At 53.5% G+C, this 16,201-nt stretch carries 18 protein-coding genes and 1 pseudogene; 3 read left to right on the plus strand and 16 right to left on the minus strand.

The features are described 5' to 3' along the window. Positions 1-22: 22 nt before the first annotated feature. The 9 genes from RA27_RS22375 to RA27_RS22410 all read right to left on the minus strand — a co-directional run bounded on the left by RA27_RS22375 (position 23) and on the right by RA27_RS22410 (position 7,572). The gene (locus RA27_RS22375; protein ID WP_039544314.1) at positions 23-208 is read right to left on the minus strand and encodes a hypothetical protein; all 186 of its coding nucleotides are present in this window, start codon (positions 206-208) and stop codon (positions 23-25) included. Next, positions 205-2,646 (minus strand): hypothetical protein, encoded by a 2,442-nt coding sequence (locus RA27_RS22380; protein ID WP_039544320.1) that lies wholly within the window; start codon positions 2,644-2,646, stop codon positions 205-207. The genes RA27_RS22375 and RA27_RS22380 overlap by 4 nt, the downstream gene beginning before the upstream one ends. 1 nt (position 2,647) lies before the next feature. Then, positions 2,648-2,938 (minus strand): VirB3 family type IV secretion system protein, encoded by a 291-nt coding sequence (locus RA27_RS22385; RefSeq protein ID WP_039544323.1) that lies wholly within the window; start codon positions 2,936-2,938, stop codon positions 2,648-2,650. Next, positions 2,938-3,240, minus strand: a complete 303-nt coding sequence (locus RA27_RS22390; protein ID WP_039544326.1) for a TrbC/VirB2 family protein — start codon at positions 3,238-3,240, stop codon at positions 2,938-2,940. The genes RA27_RS22385 and RA27_RS22390 overlap by 1 nt, the downstream gene beginning before the upstream one ends. Positions 3,241-3,267: 27 nt before the next feature. After that, the gene (locus tag RA27_RS22395) at positions 3,268-3,918 is read right to left on the minus strand and encodes a lytic transglycosylase domain-containing protein (protein WP_241484136.1); all 651 of its coding nucleotides are present in this window, start codon (positions 3,916-3,918) and stop codon (positions 3,268-3,270) included. Between the two features lie 2 nt (positions 3,919-3,920). After that, positions 3,921-5,384 (minus strand): DUF1173 family protein, encoded by a 1,464-nt coding sequence (locus tag RA27_RS22400; RefSeq protein WP_343294167.1) that lies wholly within the window; start codon positions 5,382-5,384, stop codon positions 3,921-3,923. A 736-nt stretch (positions 5,385-6,120) separates the two neighbouring features. Next, positions 6,121-6,354 carry a hypothetical protein gene (locus RA27_RS22405; protein WP_039544328.1) on the minus strand — a complete coding sequence of 78 codons (234 nt, stop codon included), beginning with the start codon at positions 6,352-6,354 and terminating at the stop codon, positions 6,121-6,123. A 426-nt stretch (positions 6,355-6,780) separates the two neighbouring features. After that, positions 6,781-7,191, minus strand: coding sequence for a hypothetical protein (locus tag RA27_RS24200; protein WP_152610779.1), 411 nt, complete (start codon positions 7,189-7,191; stop codon positions 6,781-6,783). Positions 7,192-7,248: 57 nt separating this feature from the next. Beyond that, a complete protein-coding gene (locus RA27_RS22410; protein WP_152610780.1) occupies positions 7,249-7,572 on the minus strand; it encodes a hypothetical protein in 324 nt (107 codons plus the stop codon). Positions 7,573-8,889: 1,317 nt separating this feature from the next. Between RA27_RS22410 and repC the strand changes: the two genes are divergently transcribed. The 3 genes from repC to RA27_RS22430 all read left to right on the plus strand — a co-directional run bounded on the left by repC (position 8,890) and on the right by RA27_RS22430 (position 12,033). Further along, complete coding sequence (repC, locus tag RA27_RS22415) at positions 8,890-10,149, plus strand: replication initiation protein RepC (protein WP_039544332.1); 1,260 nt, start codon at positions 8,890-8,892, stop codon at positions 10,147-10,149. 474 nt (positions 10,150-10,623) lie between these two features. Then, the gene (locus RA27_RS22425; protein ID WP_039544337.1) at positions 10,624-11,202 is read left to right on the plus strand and encodes a 2OG-Fe(II) oxygenase; all 579 of its coding nucleotides are present in this window, start codon (positions 10,624-10,626) and stop codon (positions 11,200-11,202) included. A 444-nt stretch (positions 11,203-11,646) separates the two neighbouring features. Next, the gene (locus RA27_RS22430; RefSeq protein ID WP_039544340.1) at positions 11,647-12,033 is read left to right on the plus strand and encodes a hypothetical protein; all 387 of its coding nucleotides are present in this window, start codon (positions 11,647-11,649) and stop codon (positions 12,031-12,033) included. 78 nt (positions 12,034-12,111) lie between these two features. Here RA27_RS22430 and RA27_RS23945 read toward each other — a convergent pair. The 7 genes and pseudogenes from RA27_RS23945 to RA27_RS24605 form a co-directional block, all read right to left on the minus strand. Continuing rightward, a pseudogene (locus tag RA27_RS23945) lies at positions 12,112-12,366 on the minus strand (integrase core domain-containing protein); the annotation flags it as partial. A gap of 638 nt (positions 12,367-13,004) precedes the next feature. Continuing rightward, a complete protein-coding gene (locus RA27_RS22440) occupies positions 13,005-13,277 on the minus strand; it encodes a hypothetical protein (RefSeq protein ID WP_152610782.1) in 273 nt (90 codons plus the stop codon). Between the two features lie 83 nt (positions 13,278-13,360). Next, entirely contained in the window at positions 13,361-13,585 is a 225-nt protein-coding gene (locus RA27_RS24215) for a hypothetical protein (protein ID WP_152610783.1), read from the minus strand. Between the two features lies 1 nt (position 13,586). Then, positions 13,587-14,096, minus strand: coding sequence for a hypothetical protein (locus tag RA27_RS24220; protein ID WP_152610784.1), 510 nt, complete (start codon positions 14,094-14,096; stop codon positions 13,587-13,589). Positions 14,097-14,761: 665 nt separating this feature from the next. Beyond that, a complete protein-coding gene (locus RA27_RS23385; RefSeq protein WP_052265455.1) occupies positions 14,762-15,475 on the minus strand; it encodes a hypothetical protein in 714 nt (237 codons plus the stop codon). A 5-nt stretch (positions 15,476-15,480) separates the two neighbouring features. After that, on the minus strand, positions 15,481-15,849 hold the full coding sequence (locus RA27_RS22450; protein ID WP_039544345.1) for a hypothetical protein: 369 nt from the start codon (positions 15,847-15,849) through the stop codon (positions 15,481-15,483). Beyond that, on the minus strand, positions 15,833-16,201 hold a 369-nt coding region (locus RA27_RS24605; RefSeq protein WP_206540015.1), incomplete at its 5' end, for a hypothetical protein. The genes RA27_RS24605 and RA27_RS22450, both read right to left, overlap by 17 nt.

Here is a 16,201-nt window from a genome sequence, read left to right on the forward strand (position 1 = left end):
ATGCTCTCCAAAAGAACGTCGGCTACGAGCAGAACTTGCCGCCGCAGAGTGGCGGGGTTGTCGCAAGGCCGGTCTGTGGCACCGGTTCGGCATCAGCGATGTTGCAATTGGCACTCAGCTCACGCGGCGGGTTGAGGGCATCGCCTGCGATCGTGCAGGCCCCGAGCAGGGGCAGGCCAAGGGCAATGAGTGTTACTGTACGGATCATCGGGGGGTCTCCTCTGAGGCGTCCGGGGTCAGGAAGGGGGTGAGCCAGCCGTTTTCGCCGTATTCGGCGCGCAGCCGGTCCATGCTGGCAATGCTGTCGCCGGTACTCGACAAGACGCGATAGAACGGCTCGGGCAGGTCAAGGCGCGTCGAGACCACGGCCGATCCATCCCCGTCGCTGATCAATGCGAGGCGGGATTTGGGTGGCATCGATAAGATGGCACTGAACTCAGCCTCAGTGAGCCGGAACGCATCCACGTAGGTTGCACGGTCAGCTTTGGGGTTGGCAAAGAAGATACGGTTTTCCGTGGACTGGATCAGGGTGTTCGAGATCGATGACTTGGCCGCGTCCGAGGTTTCCTGCGTCATGAACACCAGGATGCCATCGAGCTTCCGGATGGTCTTGATCCAGTCCTGGATGCGCGGGCCAAACCGCGGGTCGTCAAACAGCGCCCAGGCTTCATCCACCATAATGATCAGCGGTTTGCCTTCGGCCAGTTTGCGTTCGATCCGGTAGAACAGGTAATCCAGCAAAGGCAGGCGAATGTCAGAGGCTTTTAACAACGCCGTCATGTCAAAGCAGCTCACCGCCTGGTCCAGGCTGAAGCTGTCTTGCGGGTTGTCAAACAGCCATGCCCGGTTCCCGTTGCCAAACCATTTGCTGAGCGCATCGAGCAGCTGGATCGGCGCATCCGCGTCATCGACCGAACGCAGGGTGGCGGCAAAATCCGAAAATGTGCGCAAGGACGGATCACCGTCTGCCAGCCGTCGAAGACCGATCGCTATCCGGCGTTCCTGTTCGGGGGTGAGTTTTTCCGCGCCGGTCAGACGATGAATGAAGCCTTCCAGCCATTCGAGCCCAACCTCTTCCGTTGCAACGGCAAAGGGGTTGAAGCCAAGGTTCATGCCGGGTTTGAGCTGTAGGTAGGTCCCGCCGATGGCGCGTATGAAGGTCTCCGACCCGCGATCCTTGTCAAAGGCGATGAGATGAGGCGTTGCGGGAAGCCGGTAACAGCTCGACATCAGGAAGTTGGCAAACAGGGTTTTGCCTTCACCGGTTGCCCCGAAGATGGCCGTGGTTCCCGGTCCCTTGGATTTGTCCGAGCCTTCCCGGTGAAACGAAAACCAGTAGGGTGTCCCACCCAGCGTCCGGAATGCCGCCACAGGGCCGCCCCAACGAAGCTTTTCCCGGGACCCTGTGGGCCAGGAATGGAGGTTGGCAAAGTCGGCAAAGTTCTCGTCAGAAACAAATCGCTTCTTGCTCCGTGTCTGGTACCCGAAATTCCCCGGCAGCTGCGCCCACCAGGCCGCTTCCAATCCGATGTCCTCGCGCCGGGTGCGCATATCCGCGCCGGTCAGGGCTGAGTTCACGCGCGTGGCGGCATCTTCCATTGCCGCGCGCGTCTCTCCCAGCACTGCGACCGTGAAGTGATGCCGACCAACGGACATGGCCCGGGAGGCCACCGCATCACGCGCGTCATTCAGGTCCTTTTGCAGGGTTTCCGCCTCATCGCCCGCATCCTGCATACCCCTTTTGGCATCTTTGATCTTGGTGCCGCCTGTGACGCGATCGACAGGTGCATAGCTTTGCGTTGCAATGAACTCGCAGCGCTCGCCCAACAGATCGTCAAACATGTAGTGTTTCGATTCCGCGCCATAGGCATTGATGGCAAAGACCGCCGCAAAACGATCCTGGTCCCCACCGGGGGAGCGGCTTTCGACATGGGTTTTATGGAATGTGATGCGCCCGTTTGGAACCGCATCGGCAAGATGGGTCCAGACCGCGGGGGCAGGTTGCCAGATCCCGCTTTGCAACATGGACAAGAAGGACAGGGTCCGGCTGCGATCCGCGGCTGAGCCTTTCAGACGGCGCGCACCAAAGGTGGACAGATCCCGTGCAGCCTGTTCTGCAGCCATATGCAGGGCTTCGCGGTTCTTGGCCCGGGTGGCAGTTTCGGCCGGATTGGTTGTGTTTGTCCGGAAGGATCGCAGCCCCGCATCGAGCAGGCGCTTGCCGGTGCTGTAGGGGCGGCGCACAATCGTCAGGAAGTGGCGCAGCCGATAGGTCTCGGCCTGGTCCAGCTGAGCCCGGTAGTGACGGTCCAGCTCTGCAGAGAACGCAGGCCCGGAAACAGGGGGCAGGGTGTCTGAAAGCTGTATCCGCGTGCGTGTGATGTGGCTGTAGAAGGCGGTTCGGTTGTCTTCGAAACTGGCGGCAAGTCGCGCGAGTGTCTTGTTGGCCGCCTTGATCTCCTCTCTTGCAGCGGTTTCGTGAATGAACCCGTCGAGTTCCAGCACGGCAACAAGATCGCCGTTGCGGGTGGTGAATGTGCCATCCTCCAGGAAGCGCACAAAGGGAATGTGCCGGGTGGCGGGCACCTCCCGCGCGGCGCGGCGTGCGGAGGGCATGGCCCTTTGGATCTCCGGGTGCATGTTCATGTCAGTCTCCGGCGTAGGAATTGCCGCCCCAGTAGGGCTTGTTGACGGTATAGAGTTTGCAATCCGCGATGGTTGCGATGTGATCCGGAAGATACGGATCGACGCTGACGATCCAGCGTGCGACCAGGTAGGATGGCACGATGCTCAGCAGTCCCCAGAACCCGAGAAAGCCCTGTGTCAGGATGAAGACCATCAGGGGAACGCTGATTGCGAAGATGTGGAATGTCATTGGCATACCGGCCCTCTCGGAGGGCCGGGTGATCGCCTGGAATATCCGGGTGCCGTCACTCATCAGGCGGAAAAACCCTGAATGGCTTCAGCAATGCCGAAGGCACCGTAGAAAATGCCCAGAACCACGAGGATGACGAAGAAATGGCCCCAGGTGACTGGAACGCGCGGACTGGCTGCGGAGATCCCGGCAAGGGCTATGGCTGCACCTCCCAGCAGAATGCCGTTGGCTCCGGTTACGAACGTTCTGATCTGGGTCAGAAGCGACACGGGTGCCGCGAACAAATCCTGCGCCATAGCCGGGCCGGACAGCGCCACAAGCGTAAGCAATGTCGCCAGCGCAATGTTTTGAGGGTTACGTTTCATATATGTTGTCTCCCAGGTTTGAGTGGTTCAGGCGTCGGGTGGAAACCCGGCACCTTCGAGAACGGTTGCTACATAGTGGGTGGTCTCGGCATAGGGCGGAACGCCGGCATAGCGTTCCACAGCCTCGGGTCCGGCATTGTAGGCCGCCAGCGCAAGACCCCAGTTGCCGAACTTCAAAAACATGGCTTTGAGATACCGTGCGCCGCCATCAAGGTTTTGCACCGGATCATGCGGATCAACGCCAAGGGCTGCCGCCGTGGGCGGCATCAGTTGGGCCAACCCAAGGGCGCCCTTGGGACTGACCGCGTCGGCGTTCCAGCGGCTTTCCTGATGGATCAGCGCATGAAACAGCGGTGCGGGCACACCATGGCGCAGAGCAGCCCGCTCCGCCTCAGACGCCCACGGGCTGGATGAACGCGGACTTGATTTTTGCGGTGTGGCCTGTTCAGCATGGCCTCTGTCCTCATATCTGAGGCAAACCATTGCACCTGCCCGGAATGCCGGTTCCAGGCAGGTGCGGGCGGGGGCGCCTGCGCATAACAGGCGCCCTCCACTCAACAGCGGGCCATTGTGACCCGCGCAGATCGCGGCCTCGTCATTCTGTGCTGCTGCAGGCGTGGCAAGCACCGAAAACAAAGGGAGGCCAATCAGCAACGGTCGGAACAATAGTTTCGTCATCGCTACGTGTCCTTTTGTGGGATCGAAGAGGGTGAGGTAGTTGGATTTTGCTGGTCCGTACCCATCCCGGTATCTTGACCGGCGGCCCTCTCCGCCGAGCCTTCGTCCCGCTCGCGGGGAGGGGCCTTATCCTGGCCGCCACGACTGGTTTCGATCGGTGCTTTGGCTCTCTCTGGCACAGCCGGCACGCCCGCCTCTTTTGTTTGCCGGGATTGTCCTTTCGACGGCGGTAGGCCGCTTTTTGGGAATGGGCGCATAGGGCAATCGTCGAACCAGCACCAACTGGTGTAGCGACCTTCTTCAGCGGTCTTTTTCAACGACACCAGCGTGTCCGCATCGTCAGGGTCACTTGCAACAAACAACGCGACCGGATCTGAAGTATCCAGCAGAACAGCCGACGCGATCGGCGCATTTCCCGAGAGATTGAACCGCATTTGCTTTTGGAACGCGCGCTTCTGTTCTGAAAGCGTGTTCTGAACATCCAGTTCGCGCAGGCCCTCAAACGGAATCCAGTTCTCCGTGACGAGCATCATGCCGATTTCCTGCAATACCGGATATCCGGCCTTGGCGATGAAAAAACTCGCGATCATGATGGCATGGCCTTTGCCTATCACTTCGATGAGGCGCAGCTGATCCCCAAAGACCTTCTCAAATTTCTTCGCCAGCTTTTTGTCGGCAAAAAACGAGCAATCCGGTGTATGTTTGAAGGTGAACCGCGCACCGTGGGCCGTGGGCTCCATTCCTTTGTATTCTGCGATCAACAGACCGAATGGCGTGGCTCCGCTGCCAACTGGTCTGAGATTGGCAAAGATCCGGCGGCGCCGCGCTGCGATCTCGGATTTGCTGTCCGGCTTGAAATATTCAGGCACATAAAGAATGCGGGACAGATCCTGACCCTTAACCAGTGTCGCAGCAGCGGCGCGGCGCAGGGCATAGTGAACCACACCCCAATATCGCTTGCCTTCCATGGCCGGATACCATTTGCCCAGATCGGCCTCATGCCAGAGAAAATGCAATACGCTGGTGATCGTGAGCTTCCGAGGGGCAACCCTGGCATCAGCTGCCTTGCCACCGGTCATCTCCGGAGCCGGACGCGCCTTGCTGTTTTTCCGCATCGGAAAGCCCAGCTTGAGCGTGGTTGTGCCACTAACAGGATCTTCCGTGATTGCAGATTCTTTGAGATGGGCCAGGCCCGAGAGTTCTTCGGGCGGAAGAAACGACGCACAATCCACCGCGTGATCCGGTCCGGTGCCAGGCATACGCTTGACGATGAACTTGCCGGCAGCGGCAGCGATATACATCTCAGGCGCCGGAATCCTGCATCGACATTCAACACGTTCCCGATTGCGGTGCGCGTCAGCCAATGCATCTTGACCGTGCTGCGTCTCAGGATTAAGGGGCGCCTGTTGCAGATGGAGATTCATAGGCTTGGCCTCCGGAAGTGACATTGCGCCCTCCCGACACATGCACAGGCCGGGAGGGTGTAATTGAAATTCGGTGAAGTGTTGAAACCGATGCGCATAAAAATGCCTCTTCCAGAAACGCTGTATCCTGATCTGCAACGGGCGGAATCTTGTCGGCGCGTCCAGCAATGAAGGGCCAGCCCTTTGGCGTTAGAGGTGGCGAACAACACAAAGCTGATGAGAAGCGCAGCGGCGTGTTTGGTAGCGATTCGACCCGAGCACTTGGGCTCCGTGGCAGACATGCCTACAGAAACATCCTTGGTCGGCGATCTCGTTTGTGTGATTTGAGTTGTCGCAGGTCTGGCAGGTATGTGTTTTGTGGCCGCCATTGTATTTTTCCTGGCGGCACTCCTGTACTGGGCCTTCCCCCACATTTGGACCAGTACTGCCCCTCTCTGGCGTGAGTAGCGCCGGGAGGGGCACCCGTCATCAGTGCTGAAATTGCACCTGCATTCAACTTGCTCTCGGATGCGGTGCAATCCCAGAAATGTGAATTGCACCTTTCCGAAGCTAGAACTAAGTGATGATCGTCGCGACGAGAGGGTCCTAAGCTCACCTCTCCCATGCGGCACAGCACCCTCTCGACACTTGCACAGGCCGGGAGGGTGCAAATTAATATAAGAGATTGTCGCGGCCGGATGGACTGTAGGGGGACATTCGGCGGCGGCACAGCAGCCTCCCGTCGCGGTCACAGGCCGGGAGGCTGCTAGAACGTACGATCCGAGGAAGCTTTCGCTCGTCAACAGACCGTCTCCAGAAGCGCCACATCCTGATCTGCCTTCAAAGCATGGCGGCGCAACGCGTTGGCCTGGTAGCGATGGCCGCGCCAGGACCAGATAGAGTCCTTCACAACACCCAGACCGGACATATGCAGATACATCCGGCGCTTCGGCTCGAACAGACGCACCTGAAGCTGTGCCGCGCTGTGGCCACGGCGGATGCGCTGTTGCTCTTTGTTTTCGGGAATGCTCATGTTGGTCTCTCGGTATTGCGAACTAGATATGGGGAGGATTTGGAGAGAGTGACGGGCTGCAGACGCAGATCCCCGAAACGGCAGAGGGGGCCTTGCCGTTGACCGCTGTCCTTGTTGAGGGTCTGCATAAGCACAGTTGAATTCGAACGTGAAATTGGGTCAGCATTACTAAATTATTTAACATAATCAAGATTATGAGAAATGTTTCGCAGGCCCGCATAGGAGTGCGGATTCACTCGTGTTCCACGAGCATTCAACTTGACTCTATCGTCAACAAAGCGTCCTTTGAGGATGCTGAGGTTGGTATTTTCTTGCAAGGATCTGACCTTTCTTCAGCTTTTGGAAAGCCCCCGTGAAGGGCATTTCTGGCCTTGATGATCGTTGGCGCGATCATCAAGGCGCCTTACCGTGTCTATGAAACTCCCTTCAAGTATCACAACCGACACAACCCATCATGAGATGGCTGTGCCGGTCCTTCCGAGATGTAAATGTCGCCGACATCCTGGTCATTTTCATACGTAAATACCAAGAACGGTTGACACTTGTACGCTTGGGTTTTTTGTCCGGTTTTGGGGTCACTGCCCGATCGGCGATTTGGACTAGGTGAGAATTGGCATTTAAACCCAACGTTCGTGCAGCTTCACGTTTGGGTGGATAGAATTCCGGGGCATGGAAACCTATAGGTCGAAAGGTGCCACCGCCATGATCAATTGTCCCGCCATCGATGGCGAAGATATCTGCGGCAGTTACAAGGAGGGCCTGCAGGCGTTGATAATTCTTTTCAAGATATAGCGCAGCACCAGCCGCAAGATTGGCAGGAAAGAGAATGCGGTTCAACTTACGGCCCTCGCAATTTCCTCAAATGGCGCAGAACCAATATCGAAAGCCAACGCCTTAGGCGTCACGAAAATCCTTTTTTGTCCAACGCTCGCAATTCCCTTTGTACATTGGGACCCGCATGTTCTTAAGGTTGAGTTTGTAAACGATACTGGCAACGGAGTTGAGCGTTTTAAGGTCTCTGGGCTTAACACTGTTGTAAGCGACAAGAACTTTTTCCGGCTCGCTTTCTTTGACGACATAGACGCGCCACAGGCCAGTGTGGTTCTGGCCGACTCGCTTTGGATCTTCCAAACACCGTATTTCGAGCTCTCCACCATCATCTAAGTACTCTTCAGCCTGCTTCAGAAGAAACACCGGTTTCTCATCATCACTTTTCATGAGGCCCCCAACATTCAACCTTTGAGGGCTTATTGCACTGAACGGGGGCACAAACATCCATTGTTATATAAATGCTCCATATATGATATTAAAGGTAAATACAATGATAAACATTTTATTGACGTGCGGAGCATTTAATCGGTAGCAAAGTTGCCAATATCAATTTGTTTTGACTTCAGAAGAGGAGTCGCAGGTAGGAGTTGAATTGATGAAGACCCAATCTGAACACCGACTGCGTCATTTGGCTTTAACTGGCCAAGCAATGTTAAAGTCGACCAGTCTAGTCGTAGCTGTTGGTATCACATCAAGTGCCACCGAAGCCTATCCAATCGACTGCGCCATCTTCCTGTGCCTCGCAGGTGGTTGGCCAAGTGACCCTGACTGTAACGCTGCCCGCGCAGAATTTGTTCGGCGCATAACCCCCTGGCCCATTGAGCCTCCGCTGCAACTTTGGCGCTGTCCAATGGGCGCGACCTCAGGATCTATCAATCTGTCACCGATGCAGCGACTCGAAGCCATCAAAGACTCCAGTGCCAATCCAATACCTGAATTACCGCCTGCGGATCAGGATACCCCTCAAGTTGTAGACGCGTCGTATTCAACCGAGTCCTGGAACGCCTTGGGTTTGGAATTGGGCGCCATTTGGGCGCCGCTCGATTCTTCAGTTTTGCCCTGGGCTCATCTCGGGGCCGATACCCCAGCCATCCCAACACCAACGCTTGCTGCTGTAGACCTGTCCACTTCTGACTTTGACATAATCCGCTCGATCCGCGTTTGGGACGTACGTCATTATAGCTATCGTCGACGTTCTCGGGATGACGAACAGTGCCGTACCTCACTGGATATGGTGGTCGGCACTTATGACCAGAATGCCAACTTTCATTGGTCAGACCGGGCACCAGGACCAATTCCCGGGTGGATACCACTACGCGGGGATTGCCCCAGCTACTTCCGGGGTGTCGGTGTCGAATGGTCAGATATCTTTGGCCGCTCTGACCATGAGTTGGTCCCCTATTAGTCAACGCGACCCTTAGAATTCGAAAGCATGTGACCCACCACTTCTAGAAGGTAATGCCACGATCTGGAAGGGCCGCGACATCGGACAAAGTGCATCGGAAGGAGGTTTCAGAAGACTTGAAACAAGAACCCCCGCAAGGCGGGGCCTCAACGGGGGAGTCTCTATAAATCAAGATTAGCACCTGATTTATAGCGCATCTCTCCCAAAACGGGCAAGAGAAAACGCATTTGTGCGAATTAAAAAGTTCTGCTTGCCGTTGAAGCCTAACTTGCCTTGCTTCACGAACGAGGAAGCAGAGTATGAACAGAAATATACAGGCGTTTCAGGCCGCCTATTCCCGTGCGCGGGATTATGAAGCACCGGTGCTTGAAGATATCAGTCGGGATGATTTTTTCCGGCTTATCAAGCGCGTTGCGGGCCACCTCCCCTACCCTCCTGGCAAGGCAGCTCTCCGCACACTCAGAGAGATGTTTGAGATCACCCGACCGTCAGATTGGATTAAGCCTGGAGTCGAACCGATATGTTACGCGGCGCAGGCGGAGATCGCCAAACGCGCCGATTGTACGGCCAGTCGTATCAGAGCCCATGTTGCCGAACTGGAAGTGTCGGGGTTGGTCGAGAAACGCACCATGGGCAACGGCCGCCGTTCGGGGTGGCAAGATCGCGGGATCTTCTTTACCCCTGCCCTAGAACGTCTGGCGGAATTCCGTCAGATCGCCGATCTCCTGGACGAGCAGGACAAGTCAGCTGCGCGTCTGCGTGGACTTCGGTCTACCCACAAGCGCCATCTCAAGTCTGCGATTACTGAGCTGACCCGCCTTCTCGGCCAGAATCATGACCGCGTGAAGCAACTATCTGATGCTGTCGCAAATTGGCCGCGGGCGGACCGAATGCACAGCATGTCACTTCAGGCTCTCGCGATGCACGAAGCCGATGCAGACAACTTGTGTAGAGAGGCTCTGGAACTTCTTAGACATCATGAAGATTCAGACGGTCAACCGCTCGAAAACGAGCGGTTCCATAAACAAGATACAACCATAAAATCTAATATTGAAAACTGTAACGCAAGCGTCCAAACAATGCCTGCCTGCGCGCAGGCAGACTCAAGTCACTCTGACACATCGCCTACAGGCGATGTGAATTGCAGAGAAAAAAATGGTGCAACCTCGAGAGGGGTGCACAAGTCTGAATTCATCGAAAAGCTGGGCCCGGATAGATTGTACAACCTGGCTTCTGACGACATGCAGATGCACCTCGACATACGAAAACATCGAAATGGAAGCCTTGAGTTCCATGACTTCGAGATTGCGGCAAAGGAACGTCTTCCCGAGTTGGGAATACACAACTCCGCCTGGAACGAAGCCGTCGCTACTATGGGTGAGGACTCCGCAACTATCTGCGTCCTGGTTTTGGACGCCAACAGAAATCGGCCGGACGTGCCGATTGTCAGTCCCGGCGGCTATCTCAGGGCAATGACAAGACGTGCAAAAGCCGGTGACCTGAACCTGATTGGTAGCCTCATAGGACTAAGCGAGCGAAAGGTGCCAAAGGGGAGCTGACATGGGTAGAAGTAGCGGCGTGAGATCATAAATCTTCGGGCACGAGATCATCGCTATTTTTGGCTCAGATTGTCCGAGACTATATTCTTCCGCTGGCTCACATTGCTGAGACTCAGAGCAGCGTCGTGAGACCGGTGGCAGGCAAGCTAATCTACAGGGGTAATGCGGTCATAGGTTTCCGGATCAGATTTTCTGGTGCAGCGAAGCTAGAAATCCGTAGCGCATCGTCGCCGCCAGAAAAACGGGCGTTTTCCTTGTGAGTGCAAAACTGAATGGTGTCCGTTGCCAGCAGAGGCCAATCATGTGCAAAAATGGTTGAATAAAACAGGCCCTTCTGCCAATACACGCTCATGAATCTATTGCCGATTTCCCTCCAGTGGCCCTGCCACACAACTCTTCTCAGGGGCTCCCATCGTTGATCGCGTGGCGATCTAGCGAACACCGCTGTTTTTGAACTGTTTATGGAGCTGGACGATGACCATTCCAACTTGCCTGCAACACCTTGTTTTTGAGGTATCAGATTTCGGCTCACCAGAATTTTGTGACCAGATAATTGGTCGAGCCAGAAAAATTGGCTTTGGTGCAGCAACAATCACAACCGAGCGCGGTACTAGCGTCGCACAGGAAATTCGTAACAATGATCGGGTGATTTTCGATGATGCAGAGCTAGCGAATGCACTATGGAGAAAAGCGGAATCACTGTTCTTAGACCCATTCAAAGGACATCGCGCGGTCGGCCTAAATGAAAGGTTTCGCGTGTACCGCTATGGCGCCGACCAGTTCTTCGATTGGCATCAGGACGGCGAGTTTAAGGCGTCATCTGGTCACCGCAGTATGTTCACGATGGTGATATACCTCAATGAAGGCTGCGAAGGGGGCGACACATCATTCGCGGACGTGTTCTCACCGTATGTTTTTGATGATTTTACGATTGCGCCAAAGACGGGAAAGGCACTTTTCTTCTACCATCCGCTGTCTCACCGAGGTGATCTAGTCATAAGCGGAGAGAAATTTATCTTACGAACTGACGTAATATTTGAGAAGGCAGCCTAAGTCCGCTTCGTCCAGAATCTTGCCTGTTCGGTCCTGATGACGCGAACAGCTGTTCTCGGACCTCCAACCCGGTGTGATAAGTTCAGTTTCAGCGACATGAGCCCGTCTCGGATAATCTGCGTCCAGTCGCAAGCATTGTGAGCCAGCGGCGATTTTGAGTATCAAATAAACGCCGATGATCTCGCGCCCAAGCCCGGATGACCTCAAGAGAAAATTACAAAGCCGCCACACACGGCCGTGTAATGGTATCTCCTGAAATGGTGAGGGATTTGGGGGTCGAGTCCGGCTGAGTGCAAAATAGGGCGTAAGGCAAATTTGGCGGGTTGGCAGAATGCATCTTCTTGCTTGACCTATGAGCGACAGGATGAGAAGTGAATTCTGAAATGTTATTTGCCCTAGTTGCTGATTTTGTAATAGATACCATTGAAAACAAGGAAATTTTAGATGAAGTTGATCATAATATTAGTTGCGGTTGGCCTTGCGGGGCAAGCCGCGCGAGCAGAAGAAACAACGTTGACGACAGAGGAGATCAGCGAACTGCTTGTTGGCCATACCGTCGAGGGTATCCATTTTGGTGCGCACACAAGGCAGTATTTTGCAGAGTCAGGATTAACACTTTGGATCAAAAGTGGTGATGCCGTACCCTCTGAGGCGCGTTACAAAATTGAAAACAACCAATATTGTTCCAGTTGGACAGGGCTTTGGAACGAGCCTGATTGGGGTTGCTTTGCCGTTCACCACGACCAAGAACAAGGCCTCTACTACTATGTTTCAGAAGGATTTCGAGCTCCGTTTATTGTCGGTGAGGCTTTTTCACTCCATGCTGATTGACGATTATGGCGGGCCCTGAAGCGGTCCCATCTTTTCGGACAGGTTTGCAGCGTTTCTAACGTGTATCGGGTTTAGGTTTCATGCTGCTTTTCGGTGTTCCAAGCCTGCCCAATGTGCGTCGCCTGGCACCTGTCGATCAAGCGCGGAATGGGGGCGTCTGGTGTTGTAGAAGGCCATCCAGTCCTTGATGACGCGGCGTGCCTTGAAGCCATCGTCGATTTCTTCAAGGTAGATGGCCTCCTGCTTCAGGCTGCGCCACAATCGTTCGATGAAGATGTTATCAAGGTAGCGCCTGCGCCCGTCCATGGAGATGCGTACACCGACCTCTGTCAGCGTTGTGATCCAGGCTGATCCAAATGCTGCAATCAGTAGCAGGGTGAAGGTAATGATTGGGCGTTTGATCAGAAGCATGCTATATTTGAATATTCTGATACGCATGCATACACAGCTTCAAGTAATGTGCTTCCATCGCGGCGTATGGCCATAGTGGGATTTTCTGGAAACGAGACTATTGACGTAAATCTGGTTGTCTCTCTTGGCCCGCCAGCTTTCACTATCAATACATGACCATTGTCAGCTATCTCACCGAACAGAGGTACCAACTGCTCGGCATGCAACTCACCTTGCGCGACTATATTTGAAATCAAGCTCATTGTATTACCCCAACGCACTTGCAATGGATGAAACGTCATTTAGCTCGCCTGTGGCGACTCTGGTCGCTACATCTAGCATCTGACTAGTGGACAAGTTGGTGGGCAAACCGGCCCTCTCAGCAAAATTTTGATACGCAACTACAGCGGTTCGTTTGTTTCCGTTAACAAAAGCATGATTGCTGACAATTGTTCTAAAAATTGCAGCACCTTGCTCGGCGGGCGTTTCATAGTACGACGCGCTCTATACTATCGAACGAAAATCACCATTCAGTAACTGCCCCCCACCGTCGGTCGTCCGATTAAATGACACTACATCGTCTATGACCCGTCCGTATCATTTGCGAAGTCGAATGTTCTATTTGTTGCATTAAGATCACCACCAAAGCCCAAGCTGTCCACAACGGTTTCATGCCGATGAAAAGAAAATGCACCGCCTTGCACGACCGTGACACCACCTTTGATCACAACATTTGCCGCTGCCATAGGCGGAGCGCGGGCAGCGAAGCCTAGATCATCAGCCTGTGTAAAATTTGAGGTTTCAGTTGGAAAGTATGTGACGTCAGACGTGGCCGTTGGCAGTGCAAGTGCCATTCCTGCGCCAATCACTGCGAACAGCAGGATAACGCATAAACGCAACATCTGACAAAAGTAACTCACACCAAAACTTGAACACTTCACAGTATTATTGGCTGATAGCTGAATATCTTTTCGACCACGGCCTCAACGTTTAAAGTGTCATCTTCATTGTAGTAGTCAGTCGAGTGAAAAATATGGTCCGACCACTCTGGATCTGGACAAATTTCATCCAGTTCTTGAGCGATAACCGATTGTTCGCCTTCATCTCGTGTGCTTAACAGCTTTCCAATTAGGTCACGAACTGTATCTCGATTACTGTCCATTTTACTTACCTGCGATGTGATTTAGTGGGGTTCGAATAACGATATTGTTCATATCGTACACATTTCCACCGTTTTGTAGCTCTTGGTTATGGTCAAGTTCATATTTGACACGCCCCCCCTTCTGCTGTGTTCTTGGCGCGAATGGAGCCAAACCATCTCGCATTAAAGCCCTGTTTGCTGGTGTAAACTGGCTACTCAACACTGGATCGTTAGCGGCGGCTTTCCAAAACTCTTGCCGGAAGTGATCAAAATTTCGGAACTCTTGACCCGAAAGTTGCTCTGCTACTTGGCTTGGAACACGTCCTGCATTGCCGTTACTTCCTCGTAACCAAGTATCACCCTGGCCAATTGTTGGCAGACTGCCGCCATGTGGGGCTACACCTGGCTCTGCACGTCTTGCTGATCCAACCGATGTTGGTCTTGGCAAAAGAAGAACATCGTCTACCCTATTTGGTGCATTACAACCAACACCGAAACCCAAGCTGGCCACATCGAAGTCATGTCCATGCATGATGATACCCTTGCCCCGCTCAGCAACAGCAGCACCTGTGAACGCAACATTTGGGCCGGTTAGCGGTGGTGCTCTCGCTGCGAAGTGAACATTGGCGGGCTCAGTTGCGACGGCTTCTTGGTGTGGGGAAAACTCGGCTTGTTGTGATGCGGTGGTGCCATTGGCATGGCCGCTACGCTTATTGCTGAGAGCAGGAATGCAGCAAGCAAACCGATGATATGACGCAACAAACCCATGCGTTTGCTTAGCATTCAGCGACCATTAAAACCAACCTCCCAAGCTTCATCGGCAATCCACATTACGGTAATAGCTATGCCGTAAACCGCAACCATGCACACGAAGAACTCCAAGATTTGGTCGAACGCATCACAATCGAACTGGAGCTGATCAGCGTCGCAAAGGAGTTGGAGCGGTGATCATGTGTCATCAGCTAGGTTCCGCTGCCGGGCCTTGTTTTATCAATCCATACTCCAGCTTCTGTCCACGTTCTTCCAAGTAAAACTTGAACGTTTTGCCCGTTTGATCGTCGATAACGTCACCATTCTCCCAAAAAGTGTCGCACTCATAACAAAAGGCATGGGGATATTGATCCGTTGCGCTAGGCGTCAAAGCAACACGCCACACACGATCTTGTTCGCAATATGGGCAGATTACATCCGATTTCGTCATTTTGGGAACGCCGTTATGATTTCGTTGGTGCCATCACGTACCACAATTTGGATTGATGTTTGCCCATTTGTCCCAATGGGTCGCCCTAAATCTACAGTCCAAGTTCTGTTTCCGTTTGACTGTAGAGTACCAGGCCCGGTTCGATTTACCCAAGCATCATCAACGATACGCAGTGCATCATCACCTTGTGCGTTGAAAACAGAGTGCACCGGCTTGCTTGGATTTGGTGCTGTGTGATCAAGCACGTGATCTACACGATTACCAAATTTAGGGTCTGCACCATACTGCAAGCCACTTGGCGAAACATGGACCATATCGCCATCCGGCGTTCGATATGTAGTGAACCCAGTTGGCCTGTTAATCTGTGCACCAGCTGGATTTAGCTGTGTCCAGCTGCTGGGCACTCCATTATTTGGTGCATCGAAACCAACGCCAAAGCCCAAGCTGGCGACATGGGTTTCATGCCCATACATGATGATACCATTGCCATGCTCAGCAACAGCAGCGCCTGTGAACGCAACATTTCGCGCGGCCAACGGCGGGGCGCGTGCTGCAAAGTGAACATCCCTGTGTTCAACTATGACCGCTTCTTGATGCGGGAAAAACTCAGCCTGATGCAATGCTGTTGGCATCATTGGCATTGCTACTGCGCCCAAAGCAGAGAACAGAAATGCAACGATCAAACCAATGATATGAAGCAGAAAACCCATGCTGCTTATAGAGAGAAGCGCTTGAGCAAAAACGGTTGATAGTTGCTAGGCATCAAACCTATCAATTCTATGCGCTCATTTTGTTGCAAGGTCGGATTATCAATAAGTGATTGTGCAAAAAAGTACCTAGCATCAGCATCTTCCCCCATTTCTTCAAAGTGCCTTTCGACAAATGCCCTTTGTTCGTCAAATGCCAGCTTTTTGCCGATGCATCGTGCTAGCCCTTCATAACCCAAAGTATATGTGCCTTCAGAAACTACCCCACAAACACCGTCTAAGAAGGCCAATGCTTCATCAACTTCATCGGCTGACAAAACGCCACTAGACTTCAAAAATTCGACAAAATGTGAAAATGCTTTAGTTTCCGATTGCATTGTCCAAGTCCCTAATCAGCTCATTGGCATAATCGATGTCCCTTTGTGTGAACGTGGTTCCCACACTATTTGGATTAGGACTGTTAGTCGCTCTCCTTACATAGGTTTGAAGCCGAGTTCTGAGCTCTATCGCTTTTTGGCGATGTCCACTTGGCGACAGCAGCTCTCCAGTTGCATTCTCATATCTGAGTGCATCGGCAGTGCCGCCGTTTCCAACGCGAGCACCATTAATAGATACATTTCCGTAGTTTGAGTCCAAAATTGCATCCAAGTTGGGATCGTCGACCGAACGCCGCATTGGTCCGAAACCACCGGTTGGTGCATTATTTGTAGCAACATTGTCGACCTTTCT

This window comes from Ruegeria sp. ANG-R (genome assembly GCF_000813985.1).
GTDB lineage: Bacteria > Pseudomonadota > Alphaproteobacteria > Rhodobacterales > Rhodobacteraceae > Ruegeria.

Excerpts from the sequence above, each read along its gene's own strand:
- RA27_RS24220 (WP_152610784.1), bottom strand. The coding sequence starts at position 14,096 with ATGCATGGACATGACTTCGATGTGGCCAGCTTGGGTTTCGGTGTTGGT.
- repC (WP_039544332.1), top strand. The coding sequence starts at position 8,890 with ATGAACAGAAATATACAGGCGTTTCAGGCCGCCTATTCCCGTGCGCGG.
- RA27_RS22385 (WP_039544323.1), bottom strand. The coding sequence starts at position 2,938 with ATGAGTGACGGCACCCGGATATTCCAGGCGATCACCCGGCCCTCCGAG.
- RA27_RS22430 (WP_039544340.1), top strand. The coding sequence starts at position 11,647 with ATGAAGTTGATCATAATATTAGTTGCGGTTGGCCTTGCGGGGCAAGCC.
- RA27_RS22375 (WP_039544314.1), bottom strand. The coding sequence starts at position 208 with ATGATCCGTACAGTAACACTCATTGCCCTTGGCCTGCCCCTGCTCGGG.
- RA27_RS22405 (WP_039544328.1), bottom strand. The coding sequence starts at position 6,354 with ATGAGCATTCCCGAAAACAAAGAGCAACAGCGCATCCGCCGTGGCCAC.
- RA27_RS22410 (WP_152610780.1), bottom strand. The coding sequence starts at position 7,572 with ATGAAAAGTGATGATGAGAAACCGGTGTTTCTTCTGAAGCAGGCTGAA.
- RA27_RS22425 (WP_039544337.1), top strand. The coding sequence starts at position 10,624 with ATGACCATTCCAACTTGCCTGCAACACCTTGTTTTTGAGGTATCAGAT.
- RA27_RS22450 (WP_039544345.1), bottom strand. The coding sequence starts at position 15,849 with ATGCAATCGGAAACTAAAGCATTTTCACATTTTGTCGAATTTTTGAAG.
- RA27_RS22400 (WP_343294167.1), bottom strand. The coding sequence starts at position 5,384 with ATGTGTCGGGAGGGCGCAATGTCACTTCCGGAGGCCAAGCCTATGAAT.
- RA27_RS24215 (WP_152610783.1), bottom strand. The coding sequence starts at position 13,585 with ATGGACAGTAATCGAGATACAGTTCGTGACCTAATTGGAAAGCTGTTA.
- RA27_RS22440 (WP_152610782.1), bottom strand. The coding sequence starts at position 13,277 with ATGGCACTTGCACTGCCAACGGCCACGTCTGACGTCACATACTTTCCA.
- RA27_RS23385 (WP_052265455.1), bottom strand. The coding sequence starts at position 15,475 with ATGGGTTTTCTGCTTCATATCATTGGTTTGATCGTTGCATTTCTGTTC.
- RA27_RS22395 (WP_241484136.1), bottom strand. The coding sequence starts at position 3,918 with ATGACGAAACTATTGTTCCGACCGTTGCTGATTGGCCTCCCTTTGTTT.
- RA27_RS22380 (WP_039544320.1), bottom strand. The coding sequence starts at position 2,646 with ATGAACATGCACCCGGAGATCCAAAGGGCCATGCCCTCCGCACGCCGC.
- RA27_RS22390 (WP_039544326.1), bottom strand. The coding sequence starts at position 3,240 with ATGAAACGTAACCCTCAAAACATTGCGCTGGCGACATTGCTTACGCTT.